The following is a 22,388-nucleotide window of genomic DNA, read 5'->3' as shown; positions in this document are numbered from 1 at the left end:
GGCATATCCTGTGTCGGCAATGGGAACCGGAAGGCGCAAGCACGCCGCCTAGGGCAGCAGCAGCACCTTGGACGGGGTGCGGCCATGGCAGAGGCGGAAGGCCTGGTCTGCCTGGGCCAGGGGGAAACGGTGGGTGACCAGCGGCGCGAAGGCGTCAGGTGCGTCAGCCAGCGCCCGCAGCACGGTTTCCCAGGCCGACGGCGGAATACGCGACGCGCCGCGGATTTCCAGCCGGTATTTCACCAGCCGCAGGATATCGACGCTGGCCGGCCGTTCCGGCATGCCGGCCACGACCAGCACACCCTGTGGCCGTAGCAGGGCCAAGGCCTGATCCACCACCTCCGGCACCCCCGCCGCTTCCACCGCCAGGTCGAAACCCTGCCCCTTGGCCAGGGTGAGCGCCCGGTTGGCGTCGGGTTCCGCCATGTCGAAACAATCGGTGAAGCCCATGCCGCGCAGCACGTCCAGGCGCGGCCCGTCCTGCTTGCCCAGCACGGCCACCTGCGCGGCGCCCAGGTGACGGGCCAGCGCCGCCACGCCCTGGCCGATGGGACCGGGACCCAGCACCACGACACGCATGCCGGGCCGGAACCCGCCGACCGCCAGGGCATGGGCCCCGACCGACAATGGTTCCGCCAACGCCCCCAGTTCCACGGGTACGTTGGCCGGAAGATCATAGCAATAGGTATCCGGGGCCAGCACATAGGGCGCGAAGGCCCCGTCCCGGATCAGGCCCACGGCCTGCCGGTCCAGACAGCCCACCGGATCATCCGCCAGACAGCGTTCGCAGCGGCCGCAGGCGACAGCGGGGTCGATCACGATGTCCCGGCCCACACGGGCAGGATCCACCCCCTGCCCCACGGCAACGATTCGTCCCGCCGTTTCATGACCCAGCGTGACCGGCAGCGCCTGGGCCATGAAACCCGCATAGGAAGCGGTCCAGCGATCCACCGACAGGTCGGTGCCGCAAATGCCCGTGGCCGCGACGCGGACCAGCACCTCGCCCGACCCCGGCGCATCCGGCTCCGGCACCTCGGTCAGCGACAGGCCGGCGGCCGCCTGGATCTTGCGCAATGACAGCATATCGGTCCTCCCCGATCCCGGGTCTTCTGCCCCGTGTCTGGCGATAGTAGGGGAGACGCATGCCCGGTCCAGGCGATTTCGGCGCATGGTTCCGCCTGAAAACTCATGCCGGGCAGCCGCTTCTTCCATCGGGTTCCTGCATCCAGCATGTTATGAATAGCAGATGATCTTCCATATTACAGCCCGGAAGGACCACATCATGACCATCCGCCGCATTCAGAACGTCTATGTGGTTGCCCGCGACATGGAGCGGATGACCGGCTTCTATCAACAGGCGCTGGGCGCCGGCCTGAAATTCCGGGACCAGGATAACTGGGCGCAATTGTCCATCGGCGGCGGCAATTTCGCGCTGGCATCCCCGGCGGAGGCCGGCGCCGGCGACAAGGGTGCCACCGTGACCTTCGAAGCCGACGACCCGGAAGCCATCGCTTCGTCGGTGGAAAGCCTGGGCGGCCGCGTGCTGGGCCGACGCGACATGGGCGGCCATGGCCGGACCATCACCTGCGCTGATCCGGAGGGAAATGTTTTCCAGCTTTTCAGCCGGGGGTGAAATCCCGTCCCGCTTGGCGTGCCCCTGCCCCGTGCGCTAGGCTGCGGCAAAACCGGCGCCGGCGGAGCGCCCAGGAAATCAGAGGACGTCCTTGACGCAGCAGAACGATATTTCCGGTGACCGTGGTCAGAACAAGGCCACGGCGCGCACGCTGCAGGTTCTGTCCTGTTTCGCGGCGGATGCGCCTGGCTATGGCGTGACCGAACTGTCGCAACTGCTCGGCATGACCAAGAACATGATCTATCGCGCCCTGACGACGCTGGTCGATCAGGGTTATCTGGTGCGTGACGTCACGGGGCTGCGTTATCAGTTGGGGTACCGGGTGCTGGAATTGCAGAGCCGCACGGCCCTGGAGCCGGATTTCCGCAGCCTGTGCGCACCTTATATCCATAAAATCCATGCCCTGACCGGGGAAACGGTCAGCCTGATGGTGCGGGGGCTGGACTATGCCGTGTTCATCGACGGGATCGAAACCAAGCGGCCGGGGACCTGGCGCATGGAAATCGGCGGTCTGCGCCCGCTACATGTGCCCGCCTCCGGCCGGGTCATGCTGGCCCATTGCCCCGACCAGGAAGTGGCGGATTACATCGCCCGCAACAGCCCGCTGACCATCCCGCCATCCAACCGGAGCATGAGCGCGGATGATCTGTGGGCGGACATCCACGCGATCCGCCAGCGCGGATATGCCGAGGTGCGGCGGGACGGGCCGCTGCCCATGCTGGCCCTGGGCTTTCCCATCACCGACGCGGAAAACCGGCTGCATGGCGTTTTATCCGTGGGCGGCCCCGTGGAACGGATGGAGCCGGAGCGGGCAAGGCTGCTGCCCGAACTGCGCCGCCTGATCGATGAATTATGCAGCCGTACGCGGCTCTATGCCGCCGACGCCGCGCATGTGGAGATCAATTGATGTCCAATGCAGTCAGCCGTGCCGTAATCAACTCATCCGCCAGCCACGTGTTCGAGGTGCTGCGTTTCGTGGCGGAAGCCGACGAGCCGATGGGCGTGACGGAGATCAGCCGCCAGATGGCCTTGCCCGCCTCCACCGTGTACCGGGCGCTGGTGACGCTGGAAGAGGCGGGTTATCTCTCCCGCTACCAGAACACGCCGCGATACGAGGTGGGGCAGATGCCCCAGCTTCTGAACCGGGCGCTGTTCAACCGTTTCCATCTGCATCGCGCCAGCCGCCCCATCCTGCGGGCCCTGGCCCACGCCATCGGGGAGACGGTGTCGCTGTCGGTGCGCATGGGCTGGTTCGGGCTGCGCATCAGCGGTGCCTATGGCAGCAACGACATCTATCACCGCGACCGGCTGGGGGAGGTGGTGCTGCTGCATGAAGGGCTGGCGGCGCCTGCCATCCTGTCCACCCTGTCATCCGACGACCGCAACCGCTACCGGCTGTTCGTGGAGGCGCATTACCCCAACCGGACACCGGCAGAGGATTGGGCAGCACTGGAGGATCGGCTGGACCGGGCATGCCGGGACGGGCTGGTGACGCGGGAGATCGCGCTGGCGCCGGGTTTCCAGGCCGCCGCCCTGCCCATCCGCGCGGCCGATGACGGCGCCATCGCGGCCATCACCGCCAACGGCCCCGTGCTGCGCCCCGGAGAGACCACGCCGCCGGCCGCCCTGCTGCAGGCGCGCGATGCCCTGGAAACCATGATCCGGGGGGAGCCGGAAAAATTCCGCTCCCCCTTCGACCATATCCCGGCGGACGAGATGCGGCTGCAACTGTCCTGATCCGGGTCAGGACAGCAGCACCGCGTTCAATTCCCGCCGCCGCTGTTCCGCCATCGCGTCCAGATCCTCCAGGTTCTGGTGGCCCGTGATGAAATCATTCTGCGGCACCTGATTTTCCCCCAGCACCAGCCAGATGGGGCGGGCGGCGATGGGGGCCGGCTTGTCCCGCCCGCTGCCGATGGCCGCCCCGAACGACCGGTCATAGACATCCTCCGCCGCCATGTAATGGAAGGTCAGGCCGGCGCGGCGGCGGCCGGAGACATTGGCGTTGGCGCCATGAACCACGAACAGGTCATGGACCGAAAAATGGCCTGACGGCATGGTCGAATGCACGATACGATGTTCGTTGATGCCGGACGTATCGACCTCAAAATTCAAAAGGTCGCGCATTTCCTTGCGCTGTTCATGATGGATGGGGCCGTCGCGGCCCGTGCCGGCCACGAAGGACAGACTGCCATTGTCGGGATCGACATCATCCACCGCGATCCAGATCTGGGCGCTTTGCGGCAGCTTGCGGCCGGGGCCGGCCTTGACGGCGGGGTTGTAGCAATCCTGATGCCAGGGGGTGCGCTTGCCCGTGCCGGCCGGCTTGGCAAAAATCTCGCCGCCCCACATGATCAGGTTGGGGCCTATCAGGCGGCTGGCCGCCGCGATCAGGGTCGGGTGGATGGCGATCTTGAACAGGTCCTCGCCCCCTTTCACCCCTTCCTCCTGCCCCTCGCGCAGGGGGATATGGGGCATGCGGGTGATCCCGGCCCAATCGCTATTGTCGCGGAACACCTTCTCGATCGTCTCCCGCATCCAGGCGGCATCCTCCGCCGGCAGGCCCATCCGGGGGAAGACGAAGCCCTGTTCCCGGAAATGCGTGATATCCGCGTCGCTGATAAGGGCATGCGCGTCCACCTGGACGCTGGTTCCCAGCTCCTGCCGCATCTTGGATTTCCTTTTCCCTGAAGGTCCGGCGCATCAAGGCGCCGGTTACGGGGCGAAGGTTAAGTCGTGCAATTATGCATCGTCCAATATAATGTTAAGGTTTATTTATACGCCTGGAGATATCAATGCTCCGCCCTGGAATCAGCCTGGCGCAACTCCAGGCCTTTGTCACGGTGGCAGAGGAACTGCATTTCGGCAGGGCCGCCGCCCGGCTGGGCGTGGCGCAACCGCCGCTCAGCCAGCAGATCCAGCGGCTGGAGACGGCGTTGGGTCATAAGCTGTTCGACCGTGACACCCGCAAGGTGCAACTGACCGATGCCGGCACGGCCCTGCACACCTTCGCCCATCGCATGCTGCTGGAGATGGAGGAAGGGCTGGACCGGGTGAGGCGGGTCGGCCGGGGTGAGGCCGGGCTGCTGACCATCGGTTTCACAGCCACCACCGCGCTGCATATCCTGCCCGCCATCGTGCAGGCCAACCGGCAGCGTTACCCGCTGGTGGAATTGCGGCTGGTAGAGATCCTGCCGGAACCGCTATGGGATCAGTTGCGGGCCGGGCGTGTGGATATCGCTCTGTCGCGGGAAATGGTGCCGGAACCGGGGGTGGATGTCGTCACGCTGCTGCGCGAGGCCTATGTGGCGGTACTGCCGGCCAACCATCGGCTGGCGGTGCCCGACCGGCCTGTCAGACTGGCCGACCTTGCGGCGGAAAAATTCATCCTGTTCCCACGCAACCGGGTGTCCCGATACCATGACCGGCTGGTCGAAATCTGTCTGGCCGCAGGCTTCATGCCGCGCGGGGTGCAGGAGGTGCCGGGTTGGCAGACGGCCATCAGCCTGGTCGGCGCCGGCATGGGCATCACCATCCTGCCCGCCTGCACCGCCAGCCTGGCCCTGGCCGGCGTTGTCTTCCGCCCGCTGGCGGAGGATGCCCGCAGCAACATCACCCTGTCGCGGCGCGGCGACGATGAACGGCCGCTGGTCGCGAATTTTCTGGCCGTAGCCCGTGGCGCTGCGGCATCGGTCAGCGGGACCTGACGGGAAGAAAAGTCCTGCCCCCATTCCAACAAACCATCCCCCTCCGCCCGCCTTCCTGACGTATTATGGAATAGATCCCATAATTCAGAACATGAGGCGAGGACATGTCCCGACATCCCTTCATCCTGGGCCTGGGCGGCACCACGCGGGCCAATTCATCCTCTGAGATGGCGCTGCGCATGGCGCTGGCAGAGGCAGAGAAGCTGGGGGCGGAAACGGCGATCATGACGGGGCCGGAACTGGTCCTGCCGCTCTATGCGCCGGAGAATCCGGCGCGGGAGCCGGCGGCCCTGCGGCTGGTCGATCTGCTGCGCCGCTGTGACGGGGTGATCCTGGCCTCTCCCGGCTATCACGGCTCCATCTCCGGCCTGATGAAGAATGCCCTGGATTATGTGGAGGATATGGCCCGCGATCCCCTGCCCTATCTCGACGGGCGGGCGGTGGGGTCCATCGCCTGCGCCTATGGCTGGCAGGCCACGGGGTCGACGCTGGCGGCCATGCGGTCCATCACCCACGCCCTGCGCGCCTGGCCCACGCCGCTGGGCGTCGCCATCAATTCGATGGGGACCAAGTTCGCGGAGGACGGCACCTGTTCGGACGCCTCCACCGCCGGCAACCTGTCGATCCTGGCCCGGCAGGTCGTCTGGTTCGCCCAGACGCGCGTGGCGATGCGGGACGCGGCGGCCTGACCGCCATGCAACCGGCCGAGGGAACGGAAGCCGGCCTGCCACGGCCGCAACGGACATGGGCGGCAGGGATCGTCGCCACGGCCGTGGCCATGGCGGTCATGGACGGCATCATGATGACGGTGGCCCTGCCCGCCATCGGCCGGGAACTGGGCATCTCCGCCGCCGCCTCCATCTGGGTGGTCGGGTCCTATCAACTGGCCATCGCCATGGTGCTGCTGCCCATGGGGCGGCTGGCCCTGGTCAAGGGACCACGGCACATCTATCTGGCCTGCATCGCCCTGTTCGGCGTGGCATCGCTGGCCTGTGCCCTGTCGGTGGATGTCGTCACCCTGTCGCTGGCCCGTTTCGCCCAGGGATGCGGCGGGGCCGGCATGATGGGCATCACCAACGCCATGCTGCGCTCCATCCACCCGCCATCGGGTCTGGCGCGCGGGGTCAGCGTCAACGCCATGGCGGTGGCCCTGGCCCTGACGGCGGGACCGGTCATCGCGGCCATCATCCTGGGCTTCGTCTCCTGGCACTGGCTGTTCATCGCCAACCTGCCCGTGGTGGCGGGCCTGCTGCTTCTGGGCCGGCGGATGCTGCCCGCCGATCCGCCGCCGGTACGGGGCAGCCGCCCGGCCTTCGACAAGGGGGAGGCGCTGCTCTGTGCCGGGGCCATCGGTGCGCTGATCCTGCTGCTGAACAGTCTGGCCCATGACATGGACATGGCCGTGGTGCTGACGCTGGCCGTCATGACCGCCGGCCTGTGGACATTAGTCCGGCGGCGGCGGCCATCCTTGCTGCCGCTGTCGCTGCTGCGCCGTCGGGGTTACAGGCTGACCGTGGCGACCACCTTCTGTGCCGCTGCGACGCAACTGATCTCCTATATCGGCATCCCCTTCCTGCTGCTGGACCGGGGCTGCACGCAGGCGGAGATCGGCCTGCATTTCATGGCCTGGCCGCTGGCGCTGGCCGCCGCCTCCCCCCTGGCCGTGCGGCTGGCCAACCGCTTTGCGCCCGGCCGGCTGTGCGCCGTCGGGCTGCTGCTGGTGGCGGCGGGACTGACGATCCTGGCCCTGACACCGAAGGATGCGGGAACGCTCGACATCTTGTGGCGCATCGCCCTGTGCGGTGGTTCCTATGCCCTGTTCCAGATACCCAATACCCGCGCCCTGGTGGCATCGATCCCCGTGGCGGAGGCGCCGACGGCCAGCGTCACCGGGGCGCTGGGCCGGGTGATGGGCCAGGCGTCGGGGGCCGCCCTGGTGGCCATGGCCTTTGCCGGCTGGCCCGATCAGCGCGCGGTCATCGCCCTGTTCCTGGCATCCGGCATTGCGCTGTTCGCCGCCTTCATCAGCGGGCTGCGCACGCCCAGTTCCACCAGCGGGACTTGAGCGCGCTCCCCCACCCCGGCGGCGGCCAGCGTATCCAGCAGCCATTTCTTGAAGACGCGCACATGGTGCGCCTCCCGCCGGCTGTGCGGCACGGTCAGGTAATAGCCAAGGTCGCGCTTCAGCACGCCCTCGAACGGTTCGAACAGATGGCCATCGGCGATTTCCCGCTGGAAATAGGCCTTCTGCGCCATGACGATGCCCACGCCGGAAATGGCCGACTGGTAGACGACGGACAATTCATCGAACACCAGATGGTCACGCGGGGTCAGCCCCTCCGCCCCGTTCAGCGCCAGCCAGTTGGGCCAGTCCGCCCGGCGCAGTTCCTGATGCAGCAGCACATGGTTCTTCAGGATGTCGATCGGATAGGGCCGCTTCGCCGGGTCCAGCAGCTTGGACGAACAGACCGGCCGCAATTCGTCATGGAACAGCAGCGTGCTGTCGACATTCTTCCAATGCCCGCGACCATAGCGGATGCGCACATCCACCTGATCACGCCCGAATTCCGTACTGTCGGTGGCGGAAATCAGCTTCACCTTGATATCCGGATGCTTCACCTGGAAGTTCGGCAGGTTGGGGATCAGGAACCCGATCAGAAAGCTGGTATAGGCCCGCACCGTCAGGACCGGCGGCGGCTGCACGCCCAGGAATTCGTCCGTCGCCTCCGACAGGCGCACAAAACCGTCCGACAGGCGCATGGCAAACGCCTCGCTGCGTTCGGTCAGCGCCAGGCCATAGCCCGTGCGCTCGAACAAGGGCTCGCCCAGATAATCCTCCAGCGCCTTCACCGACCGGCTGACCGCCCCCTGCGTCACGCACAGTTCGTCGGCGGCCTGGGTGAAGGAAAGGTGGCGGGCCGCCACCTCGAATGCACGCAAGGGGTTCAAGGGGGGAATACGGCGGGCCGAACGGCCTTTGCCAGCAAACATATCGCACCTCTTTTCAAGGTTTCGCTCCCTGGATGTGAGGTTAGCTCATGCATGTGTCTTACGCAAGCAATCTGGAATACATTCCATATTGCATCACAGCATCGGACCCAGCACGACGCGCCGGCGCCGGTTTTCTCCATCCGGAATGAGAAAATCTCGGCGGGCCAGAACCATAAAAATCAATAACTTGTCGGTATCGACAGCCTTGTTGGCGGGTGCATCGGCGATGATCGACATGGATTTTCTGCGGCCCTGGATCGGCCGCACGGAAGAAAGGCGGGATCAGGCGACGTTGGCGCCCGTGGCCGGGATGGCCGATCTGCTGGACCATCCGTCCGCCCCCGTCGGCACGCTGCCGCCCTTGTGGCACTGGCTCTATTTCCTGCCGCGCGCCCGGCAATCGCGGTTGGACCATGACGGGCACCCAGTGCGGGGCGGTTTCCTGCCGCCCGTCGACCTGCCGCGCCGCATGTGGGCGGGGGGCGCGTTGGACTTCCTGGCGCCGGTACCGCTGGGCAGCCCCCTGCACCGCCGGTCAACCATCAGGGATATCCGCCATACCAGGGGCGGAAGCGGCGATCTGGTCTTTGTCACCCTGATGCATGAGATTTTTGCCGGTGACGTCCTGGCCATCCGGGAACAGCAGGATATCGTCTATCGCGGTGCCGGTGGCGGCGCCCCGGCCGCGGGGCCGGACATGCCACCGGGGGCAGTGACGGAGCGGCTGACGGCAGACCCGGTGCGGCTGTTCCGCTTCTCCGCCCTGACCTTCAATGCCCACCGCATCCATTACGACCGCGACTATGCGGTGACGGAAGAAGGCTATGGCGGCCTGGTCGTGCACGGCCCCTTTATCGCGGTGCTGCTGCTGGACCTGTTCCGGCGTCACCGGCCGGACGCACCGGTCCACCGCTTCACCTTCCGCGGCCGGCGGCCGCTGCTGGACCTTCACCCCTTCGATCTGTGCCTGTCCGGCGACGATGTGTGGACCCTGGATGCGGCGGGACAGGCGACCATGACGGCCAGGGTGGAGACGGGGTTATGAGATCCTTCCTGTTCGTGCCGGGCGATCGTGCCGACCGCATCGCCAAGGCCGGTACCAGGGGGGCCGACGCCGTCATCATCGACCTGGAGGATGCGGTGGCCGACGCCGCCAAGCCCACGGCGCGCGCTGCCCTGCCCGCATCGGCCGCAACCCTGCGCGCCGCGGGCACCAGGGTGGCGGTGCGCATCAACGCCCCCTGGCGGCCGGCGCTGGCCGATATCGATGCGGCACTGGCCGCCGGCATCGACCTGTTGATCGTGCCCAAGGTCGCGGACGCGGCCCGCCTGTGCGTGCTGTCGGACATGATCGGTCAGGCAGAGACCTTGCCCGGTGCCACCCGCCTGATCGCCCTGATCGAAAGCCCCGCTGCCCTGCCCCATCTGCCCGCCATCGCGGCGGTGGACCGGGTGGCCGGTCTGGCGCTGGGCAGCGAGGATTTCAGCCTGGAACTGGGCGCCCCGCCCAGCGCGCGCAGCCTGGACCTGCCCTGTCGCCTGATCGCGCTGGCGGCGTCGACCCGGCGGCTGATGGCGCTGGGCCTGCCCGTGTCGCTGACCGAATATCGTGACCTCACCCTGTATGAGGCGGCGGCGCAAGAAGCGCGCGCCGTCGGCATGACGGGCGCGCTCTGCATCCATCCGGCCCAGGTGCCCGTCATCAACCGAAGCTGGCGGCCGGATGCGGCGGCGCTGGATCAGGCGCGGCGCGTGCTGTCGGCCTGGGACGCAGCACAGGGGCAGGGACAGTCCGTGGTCGCCCTGGACGGGCGGATGATCGATCTGCCGGTGGTGCAACGCGCCCGCCGGCTGCTGACAGAAGAATGAGGGAGGAACAGATGCGCGATGCCGTCATCTGCACGCCGCTGCGCACGCCCGTGGGGCGGTTCGGCGGCCAGTTCAAGACGCTTTCGGCCCATGCCCTGGGGGCCGCCCTGCTGCGCGGCCTGCTGGACCGCACCGGCCTGCCGCCCGACGCGGTGGAGGATGTGCTGTTCGCCCAATGCTATCCATCCATGGATGCGCCCGCCCTGGGCCGTGTCGTCGGCCTGGATGCCGGGCTGCCCATCGGCATTGGCGGCCTGCAGATCGACCGGCGCTGCGGATCGGGACTGCAGGCCGTGATCAATGCCGTGATGCAGGTGGAGACCGGGGCCAGCGACCTTGTCCTGGCCGGCGGCGCGGAAAGCATGAGCAACGCCCCCTTCTACAGCGCGGGCCAGCGCTGGGGCATCAAGGGGGACGCCGCCATCTTCCATGACGCGCTGGCGCGCGGCCGCGTGACGGCCGGCGGGGTGAATTTCCCGGTACCGGGCGGCATGCTGGAAACGGCGGAGAATCTGCGCCGCGACCATGCCATTTCCCGGCTGGAACAGGATGAATTCGCCTGCCGCTCCCATGAACGGGCCGTGGCGGCACAACGCGACGGCCTGTTCGACGCGGAGATCGTGCCTGTGCCGGTGCCCGGCAAGGCCGGCGACACACTGATATCGCGTGACGAGCACCCCCGCGCCGGCACCACGCCCGACAGCCTGGCCATGCTGAAACCCATCCTGGGCCGTCAGGACAAGGACGCCACGGTCACGGCCGGCAATGCCAGCGGGCAGAATGACGGCGCGTCGGTCTGCATCGTCACCACGCGGGCCCGGGCGGACGCGCTGGGGCTGGTGCCCATGGCACGGCTGGTCTCCTGGGCCGTGGCCGGCGTCGCCCCAGACCGCATGGGCATCGGGCCCGTCCCCGCCACCGCCCGCGCCCTGGACCGGGCCGGGCTGCGGCTGGCCGATATCGACCTGATCGAACTGAACGAAGCCTTCGCGGCCCAGGTCCTGGCCTGCACCCGCGCCTGGAACTTCGCGCCCGGCGATTTCGACCGGATGAACATCCATGGCTCCGGCATCTCCCTGGGCCATCCCGTCGGCGCCACGGGGGGGCGCATCCTGGCGACGCTGCTGCATGCCCTGCGACGGCGCGGCGCCCGATACGGGCTGGAGACCATGTGCATCGGCGGCGGCCAGGGGCTGACGGCCATTTTCGAGCAGGCGTGACAAAACTGGAATGCATGCCGTCATTCAGAATCTTCACGCCAAAGCCGGTTGACGCCCTTGGGTATGTTCTATTAAATGGCATGTATTGCGTATTTCATTCCAACATGAGGCGGATCGTGACGGATAATGTGGTGGAAATCGGCTTCGACACGATTGACGACGCCCTTGTCGCCATCGCGGACGGACAGATGGTCGTGGTCCTGGACGACAAGCACCGGGAGAATGAAGGCGACCTGATCATGGCCGCCGACCATGCGACCCCGGCCGCCCTGGCCTTCATGGTCCGCCACACGACGGGCATCGTCTGTGTGGCGCTGGAAGGGGAACGGATCGACAGCCTTGCCTTGCCGCCCATGGTGACCAGTAACAGCGACCGGCACCAGACGGCCTTCACCGTGTCCGTCGATGCCCGCCAGGGTACGTCCACAGGCGTGTCGGCCGCCGACCGCGCCGCCACCATCGCCGCCCTGGTCGATCCGGCGACGCGGCCGGACGATCTGATGCGCCCCGGCCACATGTTCCCCCTGCGGGCCCGGTCCGGCGGGGTGCTGGAACGGCCGGGCCATACGGAGGCGTCGGTGGATCTGGCGCGGCTGGCCGGATGCCGTCCTGCCGGCGTCCTGTGCGAGATCGTGGCCGAGGACGGGTCCATGGCCCGCACGCCGGAACTCCTGCGCTTCGCCCGCCGTCACGGGCTGCGGATCATCACCATCGCCGACCTGGCCCAGCATCTGCGCGGGGCCGGACAACAAACCATCGACCGGCAGGCGGCATGCAAGCGCCAGGCATCGGCCTGACCCGCCCCGGCCGGAACAAGAACAGGAAGGAAACAGGAAGCGCCATGTTCCGAACCGCTTTCCCGGAAAAAATCGACGTCGCGGGAGCGTCCATCGAACTGCTGACCAAGGGAGAGGGATCGCCGATCCTGTTCCTGCATGCCGGCCACGGGGTGGATGCGGATGATGCGCTGGTCGAACGGCTGGCCCGTGACCACAAGGTCATCGTCCCCTCCCATCCCGGCTTCGGCGCCAGCTCGCGGCCCGTCGGCGTGACGGGCGTGGATGATATCTGCCATGTCTATCTGGACCTGATCGAAGCCCTGGACCTGCGCGACCTGATCGTCGTCGGTGTTTCCTTCGGCGCCTGGATCGCCGCAGAACTGGCCACCATGGGCACCGGCCGTATCAGCCGGCTGGTCCTGATCGACGCGGTCGGCGTAAAAGTCTCCGACCGGGAAACCCGCGATATCAAGGATATCTTCGCCACGACGGTGGAGGATATTCCTGGCCTGTTCTTCCATGATCCGGAGAAGGGCAAGGCCAGCTTCGGCGGTTTCGATTTCAAGAACATGACCGACGCCGAAGTGACCCGCTTCGTGCGCAACCGGGAAAGCCTGCTGCTCTTCGGCTGGTCGCCCACCTTGTACAATCCCAAGCTGCTGGGCCGGCTGCACCGGGTCAAGGTGCCCGTGCTGCTGCTCTGGGGGGCCGATGACAAGGTGGTCGGCGTTGATTATGGCCGCCGCTATGCCGCCGCCTTCCTGGATGCGCGGTTCGAGGTGATCGAGGGCGCCGGCCATTACGGCTATCTGGAACAGCCCGACGCCTTCGCCGCCCGCATCGACACGTTCCTGGCCGCCTGACACGGCCCCTCGGGGGGCGTCGGCGCCCCCAGCAAACAGGGAGGAAAAAACATGGAATTCTGGCATTTCAGCGAACAATCGATGCATCCGGCCTGGGACAAGATCGACGGTCCCACCAAGGTGCTGGTCGATAACGCCCATTGCGACCCGCAGACAGCGCACGAACTGTACAACCGCTATCTGGATGAATGGATGGTGGCCGACCGGCTGGGCTTCAACATCATGGTGAATGAACACCATGCCTCAGCCAACTGCATGTCGGCCTCCTGCCTGCTGACGCTGGCCATCCTGGCGCGGCAGACCAGCAAGGCCCGCCTGCTCTGCCTGGGCGTGCCCATCACCAACCGCACCGACCCCTATCGTGTGGCCGAGGAACTGGCCATGATCGACAGCATTTCCGGCGGGCGGCTGGAAATCGGGCTGGTCAAGGCCTCGCCCTTCGAACTGGCCCTGTCGAACCAGAGCCCGGCCCGCATCATGGACCGTTATTGGGAAGCGCATGATTTCGTGGTCAAGGCGCTGACCCACAAGGGCGGCCCCTTCTCCTGGGAGGGTGAGTTCTACAATTACCGCAACGTCAATGTCTGGCCCCGGCCCGTGCAGCAGCCGATGCCACCCATGTGGATCACGGCATCGGGTGCGTCCACCGGCCGGCGTATCGCGCAACTGGGCTATGTCTGCGCCACCTTCTTCAACGGCGCCGGCACCAGGCCGCTGTTCGACGCCTATAAGGAGGAATATCGCAACACCCATGGCAAGCCGGCGGCCATCGACCGCTTCGCCTATCTGGCCATCATGGTCTGCGGCCGCACGGAGAAAGAAGTGCAGGAACGCGTGGCCAAGGTAAAACCGTACCTGGAGGTGCAGCCGCGCACGCCCAAGGGCTGGATCAACCCGCCCGGCTATGAAAGCGTCGAACTGAACGCCACGGCGCTGCGCATGGGCAAGACCGGCCGTATCAATTTCGGCCTGCCGCCCAACCCCAGCCTGGCCGAGATGGCCGATGGCGGCATCATGTTCGCCGGCACGCCGGACCAGCTTTATGACCAGATGTCCCGCTTCTCCGACAAGGTGGGCGGCATCGGCCATATGCTGATGCTGGGTCAGGCCGGATACCTGTCGCATGACGAAACGGTGGACAGCCTGACCCTGTTCTCCGAACAGGTGGCCCCGCGCCTGCGGGCCTATGCCAAGGCCAAGAATGCCGAGATGAGCGACGCGGCCTGAAACCGGGGCCATAGAACATCCCCGCTCCCTGCGTGACAGGGGCGGGGATTTTTGTGTTTTGCGGGGAAGGTCCCGCCCGGATAACTGCACCCCTGCCCCCAAAAACAAAGGGCGGGTTCCCGGTCGCCCGGAAACCCGCCCTTGTCTGCCCCGAAGCCGGAAGAGGGTCAGTCCTTGGTGCCGATCATGCCGGTCTTGACGGCACTCTCAATGGCGCCGGTGCCGCCGAACTTCTCGAACGTCGCCTTGGCGGCGGCGTGCGACTGGCTGCTGTAATCCAGCGAATGGGCCTTCCAGTTATCGAAGGATTCCGCTCGTGCCCGGTTCGATCCGCTGAAATGTGGGGCCACGAAACGGGCATAGAGCTCATAGGAACGCTTGGTCTCGTTCCAGTCGGCCCAGTCATGGCACTGGTGCAGGAACACCCCGAAATCGCCCTGCTTGGCCTGCAGCTTCTTCAGCACATCCACGGCATCGTCAGGCGTGCCGATGACGATGTGGCCGGCTTCCAGCAGCACATCCACCGGGTCGCGGCCGGCCAGATTGCCGAAGCGGCCGGGCGTTACGGTGCGGGCATAGTCCAGATATTTCTCCAGCCCGTGGCGTACATTCTCGCGTGCCTTTTCCCGCGTCTCGGCAATATGCATGGGGCCCATCAGACGCAGGCGGCCGCGATCCATGGTGCGCCCCTGTTCGGCCGCCACGTCGCAGGCATGCTTCCAGTTGACGTCCAGCACGTTGAACCCGCCCGAGGCGTCCGTGGCGGCCACGCAGAGCATGGCCAGGTCGTACTTGCCGGCCAGACGCCCACCGGATGGGGTGGCGGCACTGGCCACCGCGATTTCCGGTCTGGGCTGGGTATAGGGCAGCAGATGGGCGCGCGCCTCATTCAGTTCGTACCAGTCGGTCTTTTCCGTCACGATCTGCCCGTCCAGCAGGCGCAGGATGACGTCCAGAGCCTGGGCCATTCGGTCACGCTGGGTCTTGGGATCGATGCCCAGCATGCGTGCATCCGACACCAGCAGACCCGGCCCGAAGCCGAACATCACCCGTCCGCGTGACTGGTGGTCCAACTGGATGATGCGGTTGGTCACCATCAGCGGGTTGTGATAGGGCAGCGAGATGACGCCGGTGCCGAACCTTATATGCCGCGTCCGTTCCACGGCGGCCGCGATGAACAGTTCGGGTGACGCGATCGTCTCATACCCGCCGGAATGATGCTCCCCGATCCAGGCCTCGTCATAGCCAAGCCGATCCAGCCATTCCATCAGTTCCAGATCGCGATGCATCAGCGCGTGCGCATCCTCGTCCACCGGATGCAGCGGCGCCAGGAACACCCCGTGGCGCAGTCGTGTCTTCGACATTCCAATCCTCCCGTGCCGGCGGTCCCTTGGGCGGCCACCGTCTCCTGATAAAGCTAGAATATGGAACGTATCCCGTCCATCAAAACAACCCTTACGGATTGGCGATCCGGGCGCATTTTATCTGCGCCTGCATGACCGCTGTTCATGCCGCCGGGCCGGCCACGATGCGACGGTCATGCAGGTCGGCCAATTGCCCGCCGCTCAGGCCCAGAATCTCGGTCAGGACCTGATCCGTGTGCTGGCCCAGGATGGGGCCGGGGGCGTGCGGAACCGGATCGCAGGCGGAACTATCGATGGGGCTGGCGGCCGTCAGCATCGTTCCGATACCGGGATGATCCACGCGGGCGAACAGGGGATTGGCCGGCGAACAGCGCGGGTCGTCGGCCAGCAATTGTTCGAAACTCTGATACGGGCCCCAGCAGGCCCGCGCGGTATCCAGGTCATGGCCGGCCTGGGCCAGGGTGCGCGCCGCGAACCAGGGCGACAGCAGCCCGGCCACGGCATCGCGTGCCCGGAACCGGTCGCCTTCAAGCGACAGGTCCAGCCCCCGCGCGGCACCCAGGGCCGCCATCGCCTCCCCCATGCCCGTGGCGCGCAGCAGCGCCTGCCATTGCCCGGCACTGACGGCGGCCACCATCAGACGCCGGCCATCAGATGTGGCGAAGTCGCAGCCGAAGGCGCCGAAAATATGGTTGCCATGCCGCTCCCGCCCCGCGCCGTTGATCTCCACCTCCGCCAGCAGGCCCATATCGGCCACCACGGCCAGCGCCACATCGGACAGCGCGATGCGCAGCAATTGTCCCTCCCCCCGCAGGCGCCTATGGCGTTCGGCCGCCAGCAGGGCCGTAGCCGCCGTCTGACCGCAGATGAAATCCCAGGCCGGCAGCACATGGTTGACGGGGGCGTCGCCACCCTCCGGCCCTGTGGCCAACGGAAAGCCCACGGCACAATTGACCGTGTAATCCAGCGCCGTCGACCCGTCGCGGTTGCCCAGGATGTTGACCATGATCAGGTCCGCCCGCCGCTGCCGCAGGCCATCGAAATCCAGCCAGCCCGTGGCGGGGAAATTGCTGACGAACAGGCCCCTGCCGTCGCCCGGCGCCGTGATCAGGGCCTGGGCCAGTTCGCGCCCTTCCGGCCGGCGGATATCGACACAGACGGATTTCTTGCCCTTGTTCAGCCCCGCCCAATAAAGGCTGCGCCCCTCTGCGGTCACGGGCCAGCGATGCTGGTCGATGCCACCGTCGATCGGGTCGATGCGGATCACGTCCGCCCCCAGCCGGGCCAGCGATCCGGTGGCAAACGGGCCAGCGATGAACGCGGCGCATTCGGTGATGGTCAGGCCGGACAGGATGGCCATGATGTTCCCGCTTCCTGTTTGATCTCAATCCCATAAGGCGCCCGCCGCGCCCCTGCGGGCAGCGGAGAATTGCGTATCGGGCCGGAGAATAATTCAGGGGCCTGCGGCCGGAGGCACGCGCGATACTGCCCACTCCCGCACGCCACCCCCAAGCCCGAGGCATCATGAGCATCGATCCGGAAATCCAGGCCGCCCGTTTGCTCCAGGCTTCCCAGGCCCCACCGGGCTTCGACATCACCCGTATGGACCCGGCGGTGGCACGGGCGGGCATGAACCGGCTGGCCATGGTCTTCACCGATCCCGGCGCCGTGGCGGACCGGGTGGAAACATTGACCGTGCCGGGTCCCGGTGGCCCCCTCCGCGTCCGCCTCTACCATCCCGCACCGGGACCGGCGGCCGGGGCGATCCTGTTTGTGCATGGTGGCGGCTGGTTTGCCTGCGACGTCGATACCCATGATCCGGTCATGCGGCGGCTGGCGCTGGCGAGCGGGCGGGCGGTGATCGGCTTTGATTACCGGCTGGCGCCCGAACATCCGTTTCCAGCGGCGTTGGACGATACGCGGGCGGTCTGGGATTGGGTCCTGGGGCTGGGCATGGGCGTGCCGGCCCTGGCCGGGGACAGTGCCGGCGCCAATCTGGCCCTGGCGCTGATGCTGTCGCAACGTGATGCGGGCAGCACCCTGCCGACGACGGCGGCACTGGCCTATGGATGCTATGCGCCGGGATTGGACACGGGCTCGCAACGCCGTTTCGGGGATGGCAGCTACGGCCTGTCCACCGTTCGTATGCATTGGTACTGGCGGCAGTATCTGGGCGCCCTGGCCGATGCGCCGCCGGTGCTGGCGGCCCCCCTGGGTGCGGATATGCAGGGGTTGCCCCCCTGCTTCATCGGCATCGCCGAATGCGACGTGCTGGCGGATGAGAACCGGATGATGGCGGAGCGGATGCGGGCGGCGGGGGTGCGCGTGCAGACCGTCACCTGGCCCGGTGCCACCCACGGCTTCCTGCAGATGACGGCGCATGCGCCATTGGCCCGCGCCGCCGTCCTTGACGTGGCGCGGGCGCTGACCGTTTAACGCGGCTCCTTCGAGCGGATGCGCACCGGGTCACTGCCATAGGTGGCGTCGCGCATGCGGATGGCCTGACGCACGCCATGGGCCTTCACATTCTCGCGCCAGGTCCTGCGGCCCGGCCCCTGGGACAGATGCGCCTTGGCATCGGCCTCGATGGCGAACTGGCGCAGAACACGGGCGCCCGACAGGTCCATGGCGGTGTTGACGATGCGCTTCTGCGCTGCCGCTATCTCCGGATCGATCAGGGCGATACGCCGGGCCAGCGCGTCCACTTCCGCATCCAGTTCCGCCGCCGGCACGCTGTCCAGCACCATGCCGATATGGGCGGCGTCGATGCCGGTGATGCTGTCCCCCGTCAACAGCAGGCGTTTGGCCCATTGCGGCCCGACATGGTAGAACCAGTAATTGACGGGCGGGGAACCCAGGCCGCGCGTGCCGGGATGGCCGATGCGGGCATCGTCGGCGGCGATGATCAGATCGCAGGCCAGCGCCAGTTCCGCCCCGCCGGCCAGGGCGCGGCCCTGGATCTTGGCGATCACCGGCTTGTGGATATCCGGAATGATGTGCATCTGGCCCATCTTGCGGGTCATGGTCCAGATATCGTCGTCAAAGCTGCCCATGCGGCTGCGATAGGTGGCCGTGGCATCCTGCTGATTGTCGGGATTATAGCCATAGCCCAGGTCATACCCGGCGCAGAAATCATCCCCCGCCCCGGCCAGCACGATGACATGCACATCGGTGCGGTCATCAGCCTCCAGCATGGCGTCGTGGATTTCCTTGATCAGTTCCGGCGACAGGGCGTTGCGCTTGCCAGGCCGGTTCATCGTCACATAGGCGACGCGGTCGCGAACGTCGAAAGTCAGGAATTCCTGGGTCTTCAGCCATTTGGCCATGATTTTTCCTCCTGGATTATGCTCTCACCGCCGCACGATCAGTGCGTCGACGGCGATGGCGCGGCCGGGGCCGCAGATGATGGGATTGACGTCGATTTCCGCGATCAGGTCCGACAGGTCGGCGGCCAGTTCCGACAGGGCCACGATGATGCCGGCCAGCCGGTCGATATCGGCCCCCGCCTGTCCCCGAAAGCCGCGCAGCAATGCCGCCCCTTTCAGCCGGTCCAGCATGGCCCGCGCCTGCTGATGATTGACGGGCGCCAGTTCGGCAGCGCTGTCGTGCAGAAGTTCCACCATGATGCCGCCCAGGCCCACCACCACCATGGGACCAAAGGTCGGGTCCAACTGGCTGCCCACCACGATTTCCAGACCCGGTGCGATCATGGGCTGTACCAGGATGCCCACGATGCGCGGGGCGGGTTCCACACGGCCGGCGGCATCCATGATGGCGGCGAACGCCCCGCGCACGGCCGTCGCGTCACGCAGGTCCAAACGGACCACCCCCGCCTCCGTCTTGTGCGCGATGTCGGGCGTTTCCAGCTTCAGCACGACCGGATAGCCCAGCCGATCCGCCGCCGCGACGGCCGCGTCCGCATCCTGCACTACATGGTCCGTCGCCACGGGAATGCCGTAGGCGGCCAGGACTTCCTTGGCCTCCCGCTCCGTCAGCCGCTCCCCGGCCGCCGCCAGCAGCGCCCGCGCCCCCATCGCGGCCGGGTTGGGGCTGCCCCCGCGCGCACGCGGTGCCGGGCCGGTGATGCGGCGTTCCCGTTCCAGCCAGGCGGCAAGCGTGCGATAGGCACCGGCGGTGGAGCGGAACAGGGCCACATGCGGATCGGCCTCCGCCGCTGCCGCCCCCGGCCCATGCTTCCATTCCGACATCCAGGACAGGCAGAGCGGCTTGCCGGCCTTTGCCGCCAGTCCAGAGAACAAGGCGACATTATTGGGTGTGCCGGGTTCGCTGATGCTGGGCGCCATGACCAGCACGGCGGCATAGCCGGGGTCGGCCAGCATCGCTTCCAGACAGGCGGCGTAGGAGGCGGGATTGGTCGCCACCTGGGCCGTGATATCGCAGGGATTGGACGGGTTGCCGAAATCGGGGACATTGGCGTTCAGCACGGCCTGTGTCGCCGGGGCCGGCCGGGGCATGGGCACGCCCGCCTGTTCGGCCTTGTCCAGGGTGATGACGCAGGCCCCGCCCGATGCCGCCACCGCCGCCACACCGCTGGCGCCGGGCCGCCCCGCCTTGGCCAGGAAGGCGGCCGTTTCATACACATCCTCGATATTATCGACCTGAACGATGCCCAGCCGGCGATAGGCGGCCTCATAGGCGGCATTCGCACCGGCCAGCGTGCCGGTATGCGACATAGCGGCCTTGGCGGCGGCTGTACCGGTGGCGATCTTGTACATGACGATGGGCTTGCCCGCTGCCAGCGCGCGTTCGCCCGCCTGCAGCAACCGCTCCCCGTCCTTCAACCCCTCGGCAATGCAGGTGATGACCGAACAGCCGGGATCGTCCGCCAGATAGGAGACATAGTCGCAGACATCGACATCGCAACTGTTCCCGGCCGCCATGAAATGGCTGTAGGAGCCGCCGCGTTCCGCCACCTGCGCCAGGGCCTGGCCCAGCCCGCCCGACTGGCTGACGATGGCCACCGGCCCCGCCGCCGGGCGGCGGGCACCATAACCGGCGGCAAAGGACAGGCCGGCCCGGCTGATATTGTTGATCAGGCCGATGCAGTTGGGCCCGACGATGCGCAATTGCGATCCGCGCGCGATGGCGGCCAGCCGGTTCTGCAGATCGATACGCTCGGCAAGCCCGGTCTCGGCGAAGCCAGAGGCATAGATGACACAGCCGCCCACGCCCAGGGCCGCGCATTCCTCCACCAGCGGCAGAACGGCATCGACCGGCACGGCCAGCACCGCGCAGTCCGGCACCGCCGGCAGTGCCGACAGGCCGGAAAAGCAGGGAATGCCATAAAGCTCTGCCGCGTTGGGATTGACGCCCCAGGTGCGGCCCGTGAAGCCCGACAGGTTGGCGGCGGTACGCGCCCCAAAGGATTTCTCATTGCGCGACAGGCCGACAATGGTCACCGATGCGGGATCGATCAGGCGGCGCAGATCGGCATTTGTATAGACGGAACGGGACAAGGGGGTCTCCTGCGCGATGATGCTCATCGCCGGCTCGTCGGGATCTGGTTGAAGGGCACGTCCTTGTCGGCCCGCATCTCGCCCGGCATCTTCAGGACGCGTTCGGCGATGATATTGCGCAGGATCTCATCCGTGCCGCCGGCGATACGCTTGCCGGGGGCATAGAGCAGCGCCTCCTGAAACCAGGCATTCAGCGGCGCGACTTCCGTGTCCATCACGGCGCCGGCCTGTCCCAGTAACTCGATGCCGTAGGCGGCGATCTCCTGCAATTTGGTGGCGCTGACCAGCTTGCCGATGGAGTTTTCCGGCCCCGGTGCGCGGCCGCGGGAAAAGGCGGTCTGGGTGCGCAGGCGGGTATATTTCAGACCTTCGGACTGCACATACCAGCGGGCGATCTTTTCCCGCACGCACGCGTCGTCGATGGCCGGGCGCCCGTCGATGGTCAGGGTCCGGGCCAGCGCCAGGATATCCTCGACATCCGGCCCTTCCGCCTTGCCCACCGTGAAGCGTTCATTGGCCAGCATGGTCAGCGCCACTTTCCAGCCGTCACCCACGCCACCCAGCCGATGATGGTCGGGGATGCGGACATCGGTCAGGAACACCTCACAGAAATTGGCGGTGCCGGAAATCTGCTTCAAGCGCCGCACCTCGATGCCCGGCGTCGCCATGTCCAGGATGAAGAAGGTCAGGCCGGCATGTTTGGGCACCGTCGGGTCGGTGCGCGCCACCAGCATCCCGAACTGGGAGAAATGGGCGTTGGAGGTCCAGACCTTCTGGCCATTGATCACCCAATCCGCGCCATCGCGCACGGCACGGGTACGCAGGCCCGCCAGATCGGACCCGGCGGCGGGCTCGGAAAACAACTGGCACCAGACCTCTTCCCCGAACAGGGCGGGGCGGGCATAGCGGTCGATCAGGGCGTCGGTCCCATGCGTCATGATGGTGGGCAGGGCCATGCCCACGCCCTGGTTAAAGACGCTGGGCGGAACCACGTAACGTTCCTCCTCCGCCGCGAAGATGGCAGCCTGCATCTGCGTGCCGTCACGCCCGCCATATTTGCGGGGCCAGTGGATGCCGGCAAAGCCGGCCGCCGCCTTGGTCGCCTGCCATTGCCTGGAAAGCCGCACATCCTCGGCATTCAGCTCCCGCGAACGATAGGTGCGGGCCTCGGCCGATTTCAGCGGGGCGTGGGCGTCCAGAAAGGCCCGGACCTCGGCCCGGAAGGCGGCTTCCTCGGGAGTATCGTTGAAATCCATCG

At 66.9% G+C, this 22,388-nt stretch carries 22 protein-coding genes; 13 read left to right on the top strand and 9 right to left on the bottom strand.

Going from position 1 to position 22,388, the window contains the following annotated elements; all coding sequences use genetic code 11:
* Positions 1-48 precede the first annotated feature (48 nt).
* Positions 49-1,083, bottom strand: a complete 1,035-nt coding sequence (locus KBA48_RS00990; protein ID WP_292902874.1) for an alcohol dehydrogenase catalytic domain-containing protein — start codon at positions 1,081-1,083, stop codon at positions 49-51.
* Between the two features lie 199 nt (positions 1,084-1,282).
* On the opposite strand from KBA48_RS00990, the gene KBA48_RS00985 reads away from it, so the two are divergent.
* From KBA48_RS00985 to KBA48_RS00975, 3 genes are all read left to right on the top strand, one after another.
* Positions 1,283-1,633 carry a VOC family protein gene (locus KBA48_RS00985; RefSeq protein ID WP_292902872.1) on the top strand — a complete coding sequence of 117 codons (351 nt, stop codon included), beginning with the start codon at positions 1,283-1,285 and terminating at the stop codon, positions 1,631-1,633.
* A 91-nt stretch (positions 1,634-1,724) separates the two neighbouring features.
* Positions 1,725-2,540: an IclR family transcriptional regulator gene (locus KBA48_RS00980; protein ID WP_292902870.1), complete on the top strand. Its 816-nt coding sequence runs from the start codon at positions 1,725-1,727 to the stop codon at positions 2,538-2,540.
* Positions 2,540-3,370 (top strand): helix-turn-helix domain-containing protein, encoded by an 831-nt coding sequence (locus tag KBA48_RS00975; RefSeq protein ID WP_292902868.1) that lies wholly within the window; start codon positions 2,540-2,542, stop codon positions 3,368-3,370. Before KBA48_RS00980 ends, KBA48_RS00975 begins: the two co-directional genes overlap by 1 nt.
* Positions 3,371-3,376: 6 nt before the next feature.
* On the opposite strand, the gene KBA48_RS00970 is transcribed toward KBA48_RS00975, so the two are convergent.
* On the bottom strand, positions 3,377-4,303 hold the full coding sequence (locus KBA48_RS00970) for a phytanoyl-CoA dioxygenase family protein (RefSeq protein ID WP_292902866.1): 927 nt from the start codon (positions 4,301-4,303) through the stop codon (positions 3,377-3,379).
* 125 nt (positions 4,304-4,428) lie between these two features.
* Between KBA48_RS00970 and KBA48_RS00965 the strand changes: the two genes are divergently transcribed.
* From KBA48_RS00965 to KBA48_RS00955, 3 genes are all read left to right on the top strand, one after another.
* A complete protein-coding gene (locus tag KBA48_RS00965) occupies positions 4,429-5,340 on the top strand; it encodes a LysR family transcriptional regulator (protein WP_292902864.1) in 912 nt (303 codons plus the stop codon).
* 104 nt (positions 5,341-5,444) lie between these two features.
* The gene (locus KBA48_RS00960) at positions 5,445-6,029 is read left to right on the top strand and encodes an NADPH-dependent FMN reductase (RefSeq protein WP_292902862.1); all 585 of its coding nucleotides are present in this window, start codon (positions 5,445-5,447) and stop codon (positions 6,027-6,029) included.
* Positions 6,030-6,034: 5 nt separating this feature from the next.
* A complete protein-coding gene (locus KBA48_RS00955; RefSeq protein WP_292902860.1) occupies positions 6,035-7,405 on the top strand; it encodes an MFS transporter in 1,371 nt (456 codons plus the stop codon).
* On the opposite strand, the gene KBA48_RS00950 is transcribed toward KBA48_RS00955, so the two are convergent.
* Together KBA48_RS00950 and KBA48_RS00945 are read right to left on the bottom strand one after the other, a co-directional pair.
* On the bottom strand, positions 7,306-8,331 hold the full coding sequence (locus KBA48_RS00950) for a LysR substrate-binding domain-containing protein (RefSeq protein WP_292902858.1): 1,026 nt from the start codon (positions 8,329-8,331) through the stop codon (positions 7,306-7,308). The genes KBA48_RS00955 and KBA48_RS00950 overlap by 100 nt on opposite strands.
* A gap of 93 nt (positions 8,332-8,424) precedes the next feature.
* Positions 8,425-8,568, bottom strand: a complete 144-nt coding sequence (locus KBA48_RS00945; protein WP_292902856.1) for a hypothetical protein — start codon at positions 8,566-8,568, stop codon at positions 8,425-8,427.
* Here KBA48_RS00945 and KBA48_RS00940 point away from each other — a divergent pair.
* The 6 genes from KBA48_RS00940 (at position 8,558) to KBA48_RS00915 (ending at position 14,289) form a co-directional block, all read left to right on the top strand.
* Positions 8,558-9,376, top strand: coding sequence for an acyl-CoA dehydrogenase (locus KBA48_RS00940; protein WP_292902854.1), 819 nt, complete (start codon positions 8,558-8,560; stop codon positions 9,374-9,376). The two genes, KBA48_RS00945 and KBA48_RS00940, sit on opposite strands and share 11 nt — an antisense overlap.
* Positions 9,373-10,200: a CoA ester lyase gene (locus KBA48_RS00935; protein ID WP_292902852.1), complete on the top strand. Its 828-nt coding sequence runs from the start codon at positions 9,373-9,375 to the stop codon at positions 10,198-10,200. The genes KBA48_RS00940 and KBA48_RS00935 overlap by 4 nt, the downstream gene beginning before the upstream one ends.
* Positions 10,201-10,211: 11 nt before the next feature.
* The gene (locus KBA48_RS00930; protein ID WP_292902850.1) at positions 10,212-11,420 is read left to right on the top strand and encodes an acetyl-CoA C-acetyltransferase; all 1,209 of its coding nucleotides are present in this window, start codon (positions 10,212-10,214) and stop codon (positions 11,418-11,420) included.
* A 116-nt stretch (positions 11,421-11,536) separates the two neighbouring features.
* Positions 11,537-12,217 carry a 3,4-dihydroxy-2-butanone-4-phosphate synthase gene (gene ribB, locus KBA48_RS00925; protein ID WP_292902848.1) on the top strand — a complete coding sequence of 227 codons (681 nt, stop codon included), beginning with the start codon at positions 11,537-11,539 and terminating at the stop codon, positions 12,215-12,217.
* Between the two features lie 44 nt (positions 12,218-12,261).
* Complete coding sequence (locus KBA48_RS00920) at positions 12,262-13,062, top strand: alpha/beta hydrolase (protein ID WP_292902846.1); 801 nt, start codon at positions 12,262-12,264, stop codon at positions 13,060-13,062.
* A 51-nt stretch (positions 13,063-13,113) separates the two neighbouring features.
* Entirely contained in the window at positions 13,114-14,289 is a 1,176-nt protein-coding gene (locus KBA48_RS00915) for an LLM class flavin-dependent oxidoreductase (protein WP_292902814.1), read from the top strand.
* A gap of 167 nt (positions 14,290-14,456) precedes the next feature.
* Here KBA48_RS00915 and KBA48_RS00910 read toward each other — a convergent pair whose 3' ends face one another.
* Together KBA48_RS00910 and KBA48_RS00905 are read right to left on the bottom strand one after the other, a co-directional pair.
* Positions 14,457-15,653 (bottom strand): LLM class flavin-dependent oxidoreductase, encoded by a 1,197-nt coding sequence (locus KBA48_RS00910; RefSeq protein ID WP_292902812.1) that lies wholly within the window; start codon positions 15,651-15,653, stop codon positions 14,457-14,459.
* 142 nt (positions 15,654-15,795) lie between these two features.
* Complete coding sequence (locus KBA48_RS00905) at positions 15,796-17,013, bottom strand: CoA transferase (protein ID WP_292902810.1); 1,218 nt, start codon at positions 17,011-17,013, stop codon at positions 15,796-15,798.
* 164 nt (positions 17,014-17,177) lie between these two features.
* On the opposite strand from KBA48_RS00905, the gene KBA48_RS00900 reads away from it, so the two are divergent.
* A complete protein-coding gene (locus KBA48_RS00900) occupies positions 17,178-18,089 on the top strand; it encodes an alpha/beta hydrolase (protein ID WP_292902808.1) in 912 nt (303 codons plus the stop codon).
* Here the strand turns inward: KBA48_RS00900 and KBA48_RS00895 are convergent.
* From KBA48_RS00895 to KBA48_RS00885, 3 genes are read right to left on the bottom strand one after another with little or no spacing between them, the layout of a single operon-like run.
* Entirely contained in the window at positions 18,086-18,979 is an 894-nt protein-coding gene (locus KBA48_RS00895; protein WP_292902806.1) for a crotonase/enoyl-CoA hydratase family protein, read from the bottom strand. The two genes, KBA48_RS00900 and KBA48_RS00895, sit on opposite strands and share 4 nt — an antisense overlap.
* 24 nt (positions 18,980-19,003) lie before the next feature.
* Positions 19,004-21,157: an acetate--CoA ligase family protein gene (locus KBA48_RS00890; protein WP_292902804.1), complete on the bottom strand. Its 2,154-nt coding sequence runs from the start codon at positions 21,155-21,157 to the stop codon at positions 19,004-19,006.
* Positions 21,154-22,386, bottom strand: coding sequence for an acyl-CoA dehydrogenase family protein (locus tag KBA48_RS00885; RefSeq protein WP_292902803.1), 1,233 nt, complete (start codon positions 22,384-22,386; stop codon positions 21,154-21,156). Before KBA48_RS00885 ends, KBA48_RS00890 begins: the two co-directional genes overlap by 4 nt.
* Between the last annotated feature and the right edge of the window lie 2 nt (positions 22,387-22,388).

Origin of the sequence: Niveispirillum sp. (assembly GCF_017996735.1) — a bacterium.
Taxonomy (GTDB): domain Bacteria; phylum Pseudomonadota; class Alphaproteobacteria; order Azospirillales; family Azospirillaceae; genus Niveispirillum.
This window is presented reverse-complemented; position numbering and strand designations above follow the sequence as displayed.

Excerpts from the sequence above, each read along its gene's own strand:
- KBA48_RS00990 (WP_292902874.1), bottom strand. The coding sequence starts at position 1,083 with ATGCTGTCATTGCGCAAGATCCAGGCGGCCGCCGGCCTGTCGCTGACC.
- KBA48_RS00985 (WP_292902872.1), top strand. The coding sequence starts at position 1,283 with ATGACCATCCGCCGCATTCAGAACGTCTATGTGGTTGCCCGCGACATG.
- KBA48_RS00975 (WP_292902868.1), top strand. The coding sequence starts at position 2,540 with ATGTCCAATGCAGTCAGCCGTGCCGTAATCAACTCATCCGCCAGCCAC.
- KBA48_RS00970 (WP_292902866.1), bottom strand. The coding sequence starts at position 4,303 with ATGCGGCAGGAGCTGGGAACCAGCGTCCAGGTGGACGCGCATGCCCTT.
- KBA48_RS00965 (WP_292902864.1), top strand. The coding sequence starts at position 4,429 with ATGCTCCGCCCTGGAATCAGCCTGGCGCAACTCCAGGCCTTTGTCACG.
- KBA48_RS00960 (WP_292902862.1), top strand. The coding sequence starts at position 5,445 with ATGTCCCGACATCCCTTCATCCTGGGCCTGGGCGGCACCACGCGGGCC.
- KBA48_RS00955 (WP_292902860.1), top strand. The coding sequence starts at position 6,035 with ATGCAACCGGCCGAGGGAACGGAAGCCGGCCTGCCACGGCCGCAACGG.
- KBA48_RS00950 (WP_292902858.1), bottom strand. The coding sequence starts at position 8,331 with ATGTTTGCTGGCAAAGGCCGTTCGGCCCGCCGTATTCCCCCCTTGAAC.
- KBA48_RS00940 (WP_292902854.1), top strand. The coding sequence starts at position 8,558 with ATGATCGACATGGATTTTCTGCGGCCCTGGATCGGCCGCACGGAAGAA.
- KBA48_RS00945 (WP_292902856.1), bottom strand. The coding sequence starts at position 8,568 with ATGTCGATCATCGCCGATGCACCCGCCAACAAGGCTGTCGATACCGAC.
- KBA48_RS00935 (WP_292902852.1), top strand. The coding sequence starts at position 9,373 with ATGAGATCCTTCCTGTTCGTGCCGGGCGATCGTGCCGACCGCATCGCC.
- KBA48_RS00930 (WP_292902850.1), top strand. The coding sequence starts at position 10,212 with ATGCGCGATGCCGTCATCTGCACGCCGCTGCGCACGCCCGTGGGGCGG.
- KBA48_RS00920 (WP_292902846.1), top strand. The coding sequence starts at position 12,262 with ATGTTCCGAACCGCTTTCCCGGAAAAAATCGACGTCGCGGGAGCGTCC.
- KBA48_RS00915 (WP_292902814.1), top strand. The coding sequence starts at position 13,114 with ATGGAATTCTGGCATTTCAGCGAACAATCGATGCATCCGGCCTGGGAC.
- KBA48_RS00910 (WP_292902812.1), bottom strand. The coding sequence starts at position 15,653 with ATGTCGAAGACACGACTGCGCCACGGGGTGTTCCTGGCGCCGCTGCAT.
- KBA48_RS00905 (WP_292902810.1), bottom strand. The coding sequence starts at position 17,013 with ATGGCCATCCTGTCCGGCCTGACCATCACCGAATGCGCCGCGTTCATC.
- KBA48_RS00900 (WP_292902808.1), top strand. The coding sequence starts at position 17,178 with ATGAGCATCGATCCGGAAATCCAGGCCGCCCGTTTGCTCCAGGCTTCC.
- KBA48_RS00895 (WP_292902806.1), bottom strand. The coding sequence starts at position 18,979 with ATGGCCAAATGGCTGAAGACCCAGGAATTCCTGACTTTCGACGTTCGC.
- KBA48_RS00890 (WP_292902804.1), bottom strand. The coding sequence starts at position 21,157 with ATGAGCATCATCGCGCAGGAGACCCCCTTGTCCCGTTCCGTCTATACA.
- KBA48_RS00885 (WP_292902803.1), bottom strand. The coding sequence starts at position 22,386 with ATGGATTTCAACGATACTCCCGAGGAAGCCGCCTTCCGGGCCGAGGTC.